This window comes from Pseudomonas sp. S37 (genome assembly GCF_016658545.1).
In the GTDB taxonomy this organism is placed as follows: Bacteria; Pseudomonadota; Gammaproteobacteria; order Pseudomonadales; family Pseudomonadaceae; genus Aquipseudomonas.
The window spans coordinates 72,108-79,633 of the sequence record NZ_JACVZC010000014.1 but is presented as its reverse complement, the minus strand read 5'-3'; the positions used below and the strand labels follow the sequence as shown (position 1 = coordinate 79,633).

The following is a 7,526-nucleotide window of genomic DNA, read 5'->3' as shown; positions in this document are numbered from 1 at the left end:
CGTAGGAGCGGCTTTAGCCGCGAAGCGCCGCGCGGGCGGCGCTCGATCTCACAGCCGCCACACGTCTCGAGCCGATCACCCTGATCTACCCGCCCCTGCCCACCCGTAATTTTCGTAAATGTTCACTTTATTGTCATCTGATCAGTTTTTTCTATAAAGACTGACTGGCGACCGGCTTTCTGTTGCGCTAGTATTTTCGAAAACGAACATCAATGTTCATATTCGATGTGAACAGCCTCAGGAGGCCTTGCCCGTGTCCCAGCCCGTAACGTCCCAGCCCGCACTCGCCGACTGCTATGACCTCGCCGTGATCGGCGGCGGCATCAATGGCGTGGGCATCGCTGCCGACGCCGCCGGGCGCGGCCTGAAAGTGTTCCTCTGCGAAAAGGACGACCTGGCCCAGCACACCTCGTCGGCCAGCAGCAAGCTGATCCACGGCGGCCTGCGCTACCTGGAACACTACGAGTTTCGCCTGGTGCGCGAAGCCCTTGCCGAGCGCGAAGTGCTGCTGGCCAAGGCGCCGCACATCGTCAAGCCGATGCGTTTCGTGCTGCCGCACCGCCCACACCTGCGCCCGGCCTGGATGATCCGCGCCGGCCTGTTCCTGTATGACCACCTGGGTAAGCGCAAGCGCCTGGGCGCCTCGCGCAGCCTGCGTTTCGGCCCGGGCTACCCGCTCAAGCCGGCGATCACCCGCGGTTTCGAATACGCCGACTGCGCCGTGGATGACGCCCGTCTGGTCGTACTCAACGCCATCGCCGCCCGTGAACACGGCGCGCATATCCATACCCGCACCCGCTGCCTGCGCGCCGAACGCGTAGACGGCCTGTGGCAAGTTGAACTGCAGCATGCCGATGGCAGCCTGCAAAGCATTCGCGCTCGCGCCCTGGTCAACGCTGCCGGGCCGTGGGTCGCCAGCTTCATCAAAGATGACCTCAAGCTGGATGCGCCCTATGGCATCCGCCTGATACAGGGCAGCCACCTCATCGTGCCGCGCTTGTACGAGGGCGAGCACGCCTACATCCTGCAGAACGAAGACCAGCGCATTGTCTTCTGCATTCCATACCTGGACCGCTTCACCCTGATCGGCACCACCGACCGCGAATACAGCGGCGATCCGGCCAAGGTTGCGATCACCGAACAGGAAACCGACTACCTGCTGAAGGTGGTCAACGAACACTTCAATCACCAACTGAGCCGCAGCGACATCCTGCACACCTATTCGGGCGTACGCCCGCTGTGCAACGACGAGTCGGACAACCCTTCGGCGGTGACCCGCGACTACACGCTGGCGTTATCGGCCAGCGAAAGCCAGGCTCCCCTGCTGTCGGTGTTTGGCGGGAAGTTGACCACCTACCGCAAGCTGGCCGAATCAGCCATGGCTGAGCTCAAGCCATTTTTCACCCAGATGCGCGGCAGCTGGACGGCCACTGCGCCACTGCCGGGTGGCGAGAACATGACCACTGCCCAAGCGTTGAGCGACGCCATTCTGGCGCGCTGCGGCTGGCTGCCGGTGGACATTGCCAAGCGTTGGGCAGCCACTTACGGCAGCCGCGTGTGGCGGCTGCTCGATGGCGTACACGGGCCTGAAGATCTCGGCCAATCGATGGGTGGGGGCTTGTTCAGCCGTGAAGTGGACTACTTGCGCGATGAGGAATGGGCGCACGCTGCCGACGACATCCTCTGGCGCCGGACCAAGCTGGGCCTGTTCACCAGCGCCAGCGAACAGCAAGCGTTGCGCGACTACCTTGCACAAGCACAACTGAAACAGGCGGCGATCCGCGCGGCCTGACAACAAGCTGCAGAGGGCAGCGCTTGCGGCGCAGCCCTCGATGACCGAACCCTGGCAGGCGCCATTCAGGCCTGGACGCTCAAGCGTTGCTGCAGTTCCGAAGCCAGCGTGCGATACCATTCACGCTCGGCCATTTCGTAGTCATGGCGCAGGGCGACCGCCTTTTCGTGGTATGCCCACTCATTGATGAGCCCCGCCTCCTGGTCGGCCAGGTTCTTTTCCTCTTGAGCCTGGAAGGGCTCCGCCAACTCATCGAATCGTTCTGGATAACGGTCACGCGCATGCGCTTGCCAAAACGAACGATTCGCCAGCGAGTCAATCAGCCGCTGTGGGGTTTCATTCGAGAGTACTTGCCCTTCGACGCCAATCAGATCCCGGGTGGTTACATTGGCGAACATCGGGTAATGCATTTCATCACTCTCGATCGGCAAGCCAAGCGAACGCGCCAGCCGGGTCCGATAAAACATCCGCACCTCAATATCGTCAACCCCAGCCTCTACTCCCCCCGCACGCATACGTTCAATATGCCGTGCAGCAACGCTGTCAACCTCATCCAGACGATAATAGGCGCGCCCCAAACTCCACAGTTCAACTTCAAGCTGCCCGCCACTTACGCCACCAAGAGCGCGTTCAGCCTGGACCGTCAGCTCCAGCTCACTCAAGATGTAAAGCAAGCGGTCATCACACGTAGCTGCTCCGCCAGCTGCCTGGAACAGTCGTACACGCAACGGTTCATGCTGCTCGCAGAACTCCAGGATGCTCCAGATACGCCGACGGTAGTGCTCACGGTGCCGCGCGAAGTCCCGGCCATCGGCGAAATCCGCCAGAAAACGAAACAGGTCACTCGCCCCCTGCTCGGCGCGCAGGGCTTCCCATGTCGCGGTGTAACGCTCCCGCTGCGCCCCCTGCTGCGGCCCCAGCCAGTCTGAAAGCACACGCTCATTGACCTCCTGATGCGTGTAGGCTGCGCTTCCACGCCCCCTCCCTGCAGCCACTTCATCCACCAATCTCCGGCTGGCCGCATCCAGCGGGTTGTCGTGCAACGCAGTTCGTTGCAGCCGATCCCGTAGCAGGCGTATGTCCTGGCGTAACTGGATAATCCGGTTTTCACGAAGGTCAAGGTGGGCGCGTGGGGGTATCTGCATGGGCAACTCAGTCAGCTGCGTGTCACGCAGGTTCACCCGCCGAAGACTACGCATGGCCAGCAGCGACGGCGACTGCACCAATGGGTTGCGGGCAAGATCCAGCGTTTGCAGCCGTTGCAGGGTATCAAGCCGAGCCTGATCCGCCGGGCTGATGGTCAGGCGATTGTCGCTAAGCAACAGTTGCCGCAACTGCGTCAGGCGCTCGAGACCTGGCGGTAAGACTTCAAGGCTGTTACTGCGCAAATCAAGCGACAGCAGATTGGGGAAGCGTGCCAGGAAGTCTTGTGGCAGTTCGCTCAGGGCCATGTCGGTCAAGCGCATTCTGCGCACGTGGCCAAAATCCAGCCCTGGGGGCAAATCAGGCAATCGCCCCACGCGCTGGCCATTGATGTCCAGCACATAGTCGCCGGCATCGTTGGTAATCTTGCGCCGCCAGCTCTTGCGCAACACTTGTGCAACACGATGGCGCCGCCAGACTTCCCTTGGGCCATCAGCCTGTCCACGCCAGCTACGCAATGCACCGCGCAGCTTGTTCAGGTTGGTGTCCAGATCGATGTAGTGCTCCCATAGACCGACGTTGCGCCCGATGACCCCCTCCAGATAGGCATTCAACTGCTCCTCGTTCAGGGTAGGAAAAATTCGATGGATGCCACACCTGATTGCCCGTCGGCTGCTGCCTGCACCGCCACTAAGCGAGTAGCCGAGGCGCCCATCCCCGAAACGTAGGGGCGGGCGCAGCCTTTTATCGGCTACAGCCAAACCTATGAATTCACCCGCAGCCTCTCGATCATCGGCCGCTGCACCTACCAACCGTTCACGCAAGGCCTGTAGGGACAGCGCCTTCTCCGGCTGCAGTATCAACTGCTGATCAGCTTCCAGCGTTAGCTTCAGCGCTTCCAGCAACTCCAGCGACTGATCAGACGAGCCAAACGTGTAATGCTGCTTATGCCTGATGATCGTGCGGACTTCGGCGCCCTCGGTGGCCCCGCTGCGCGCCAGTATCAAGCCGTCCAACGCCCCCTGGCGCAACTCGACAGCTATCGACTCTGACCAGGGTGCGAGCTTTTCAACCAAGCCTATTGCCAAACGTTCAGTGTCTGCATTTGCCATCCGCGCCCATTGCAGGCCGGCGCAGGCTCGATCGAGGCGCTGCTCACGTATGTACCAACGCGCTCGTTGCGCAACGCTCAGCGGCACACGCTGGTGCTTCTGCAAACCGTCGAACTGGAAGTCAGTCAAATCATCGAGAATTTCCTTGATCCCTCGCGCAGACAACTTAGGAAAGCTTTTTCGAACGAGCTGCCCTGACTCTTTCAGTGGTAGTTCCCGTCGTATCAGCTCCTCGTCCAGCGACTCGCCATACAATTGAGGTAGCTGCTCGCCTATCTGATACAACTCCCAGACATCGGCAATTCGTGCAGGCGGGCCCATGCTCTCAAGGTGCAGTTGCCTGATCCTGGCCTGATCGAACCCGGTTACCCGCAACAGCTGCTCCGTGACGTCCTCAGGCATCTCGGTAAAACTGTGCTGCATGCGGCGCAGCAACCCACTGCCTTGCCAACCTTGCCGGTACTCCAGTTCATGAAACTGCCCGCCGGCGGAGTTTTTAAAGACCTCCGGGGCGTAGGCATCTTTGCGCAAAGGGTGTTTCAGGCGAGTAATACCTGAGGCACTGTCTTCAACGGCAAAGTAATCGGCATTGTCGATTCTCAACAGTTCTTGCGCCTGGCCGGCCGCTTCCGGGCCTTGCACGCGATAGGCCGCTAGGTCACTGGCACACAAGCGCGCTTGACCAGAAGGCAAGCACACCGGTGCAAGCTCATCAACGAACGCGTAACGATCAAGCGTCTTGAGCAGCACACTACCGCCCTTCGCTATCAATGCGCCAAGTACGATGTTTTCCGCAACACCAAACAGGTGGTCCAGTGCCCCTTGCCTGTCACCCCGTCGCCAGTCCTGGTAACCCTCATAGACCTCATTGGCGATATCCAGTGCTCCGACCGCCAGCAGCACTTCACCCACTACCGGCAGGAACAAGCCGGCAAGGCCGACGAGCCCCATGCCCACGGACGTGTAAAAGCTCAGACGCTGCCGCCGGTCCTGCTCATCTTCGTCACCGGTAGGTACAGCCAATACGCGCGCGTCATCGAACAGTTTTGCGATATGCAGAGTTGCCAGGTGTTGAAAACACGGCGTATCAATGGGCAAGTGGCGCGCATCGAGTTCAGGTACACCGCTTGCTGGCTTTCCAGCAACTCGTTGCAGCAGTAGCTGATGGAATCCGGCGCGGTCCCGCTCGCTGACAAACCGGAAGAAAAATGTCTGGTACGCAGGCTCTGCAAGCCGCTTGCCCAACTCGTCATACAAGGCCTCCCACGATGGGAAGGTGGTTAACGCGCCATGTGGGTCACCCGGGATCCACATAAGCACTTGCGATGTGGGCAAGGTGGAGATTTCGAAGGTAGCCACGCCCCGAATCTGTTTACCCAGCAGATACAGTTGGCGGGCAATCGTCGTACCCGTCAGGGCCGGCACCACCGGCCGCCTGGACATGACCGGGAGCAGATGCAGGTAGCAGGCTTCATCCACAAGGCCTTGCATGGCGGCCATGCGTACGTCCACTTCAAACCGTGCCCGCACACTGTTTTCGAAAAGCTTGCGCACGCGCAGTGCCGCAGTACCCGATGCTTCGCCTGGTGCATCGCTGGGTTTTAGGTGCTGCTCCAGCAATTCCTGGTATCGCCGCCCAATATCAAGTTCACGGCACATGCCAGCAAACGCGGTAAAGCCGATGGGCAGCTGTTTGCCACGCTCGTCGACCAGTTGACCTTTGCGACCGGTCGCGGACCGCGTGTCGGCGACATGATAGTTATGCAAGGCGGCTGCGAGCAGTAATTGCTTCTCATGGGTTACCACATGCAGGGGGGGCAGAGTCACCGAAACAGTGGGTAACACGGTTTCCTGCCTGATTCGGACCCAGCACGTTCTTGCATCGATCTGCCTGACGCCACGATGGCTCAAGCTCGCGTGCAGCAGCGGCAGTGCAAACTGATCAAGCGGTGGGATGTGCTGCATGACCTGCTGCAAATGGTGCCTGGCATTGTCCTGCTCGCGAAGCGCTGCGTGCAGCGAATGCAAGCGGTCAAGCGATGCCTTGGTCAACCAGTCGGGCAAGCGGCCTTCAATAAATGTATCGACTGAAGCTGCGTGGGAAAGGTTCATGCGACTCTCCATTTCGGAAATCACAAGATCACCACGGGCGTGAGGGCATTCTGCGGTACTTATTGCTGAGCCCATGGAGCAGCGCACCGGCTCGCCATTCGTTCGGATTTCCGCCCGCTAGAAATCTACTCATTCGGAAAGCCGAACGCGAACTACCGCTACAGGAACGTCAAAAAAGCTTAATCCCCTGCTTTTTCGTGGCGTTATGATCAGTGTCAGAGCTTGGCACGACTCATGCTCTACACTTGGTAGCCGAATGCAATCGCTTCTTTCTGTATTCGTTGAACGAAAGAGTCCGCCAACGGCTCCATAAGAAAAACAAACACGTCGAGGAAAATTTGATGCGTATCGTTCGTCAATTGCTGGGCGCCGCCATCGCGGCCGCTGTGATCGCTTCGCCGGCCATGGCCGAAGAACTGACCGGCACCCTGAAGAAGATCAAGGATTCGGGCACCATCACCCTGGGCCACCGCGACTCCTCCATCCCGTTTTCCTACCTGGCCGGCAAGCCCGAGCCCGTGGGTTACTCGCATGACATCCAGCTGGCTGTCGTCGATGCCCTGAAGAAGCAACTGGGTACCGACATCAAGGTCAAGTACAACCTGGTCACCTCCCAGACCCGCATCCCGCTGGTGCAGAACGGCACCGTCGACCTGGAGTGCGGCTCTACCACCAACAACGTCGAACGCCAGCAACAAGTCGGTTTCACCGTGGGCATCTTTGAAGTCGGTACCCGTCTGCTGACCAAGGTCAAGGACGGTCAACCTGCCTACAAGGACTTCCCGGACCTGGCCGGCAAGAACGTCGTGACCACCGCCGGCACCACCTCCGAGCGCCTGCTCAAGGCAATGAACGCCGACAAGCAGATGAAGATGAACGTGATTTCCGCCAAGGACCACGGTGAAGCCTTCAACATGCTCGAAAGCGGCCGCGCCGTGGCCTTCATGATGGACGACGCCCTGCTCGCCGGCGAAATGGCCAAGGCGCGCAAACCGTCGGACTGGGTCATCACTGGCACCCCACAGTCGTACGAAATCTACGGCTGCATGGTGCGCAAGGAAGACGCAGCCTTCAAGAAGGCAGTCGATGACGCCATCGTCGCTTACTACAAGTCGGGCGAAGTGCAGAAGAGCTACGACAAGTGGTTCCAGCAGCCGATCCCGCCAAAGGGCCTGAACCTGCAGTTCAAGATGAGCGACGAGCTGAAGAAACTGATCGCCGAGCCGACCGACAAGGCGGCGGACGAGAAGAAGTCCTGACCCCCAGCCTGTGGCCTGCTGCGCTGCAAAGCGCGAATTAAACCTGCAGGCCACCCGTTAGTGTCTAACCTTTCATCCGAGGGCATAACGCCCTCGGATGTTGGAAGG

General features: G+C 59.9%; 3 protein-coding genes. 2 read left to right on the top strand and 1 reads right to left on the bottom strand.

Features of this window, described 5'->3' with window-relative positions:
* Positions 1-253: 253 nt before the first annotated feature.
* Positions 254-1,792, top strand: coding sequence for a glycerol-3-phosphate dehydrogenase (glpD, locus tag IAE39_RS07890; protein ID WP_201201008.1), 1,539 nt, complete (start codon positions 254-256; stop codon positions 1,790-1,792).
* 65 nt (positions 1,793-1,857) lie between these two features.
* On the opposite strand, the gene IAE39_RS07885 is transcribed toward glpD, so the two are convergent.
* Positions 1,858-6,159 (bottom strand): NEL-type E3 ubiquitin ligase domain-containing protein, encoded by a 4,302-nt coding sequence (locus tag IAE39_RS07885; RefSeq protein WP_201201006.1) that lies wholly within the window; start codon positions 6,157-6,159, stop codon positions 1,858-1,860.
* Positions 6,160-6,500: 341 nt separating this feature from the next.
* Here IAE39_RS07885 and IAE39_RS07880 point away from each other — a divergent pair, with 341 nt between their 5' ends.
* Positions 6,501-7,418 (top strand): glutamate/aspartate ABC transporter substrate-binding protein, encoded by a 918-nt coding sequence (locus IAE39_RS07880; protein WP_201201004.1) that lies wholly within the window; start codon positions 6,501-6,503, stop codon positions 7,416-7,418.
* Positions 7,419-7,526 lie beyond the last annotated feature (108 nt).

What these genes read in the sequence shown, in the direction of transcription:
- IAE39_RS07880 (WP_201201004.1), top strand. Translation starts at nt 6,501, where the DNA reads ATGCGTATCGTTCGTCAATTGCTGGGCGCCGCCATCGCGGCCGCTGTG.
- IAE39_RS07885 (WP_201201006.1), bottom strand. Translation starts at nt 6,159, where the DNA reads ATGAACCTTTCCCACGCAGCTTCAGTCGATACATTTATTGAAGGCCGC.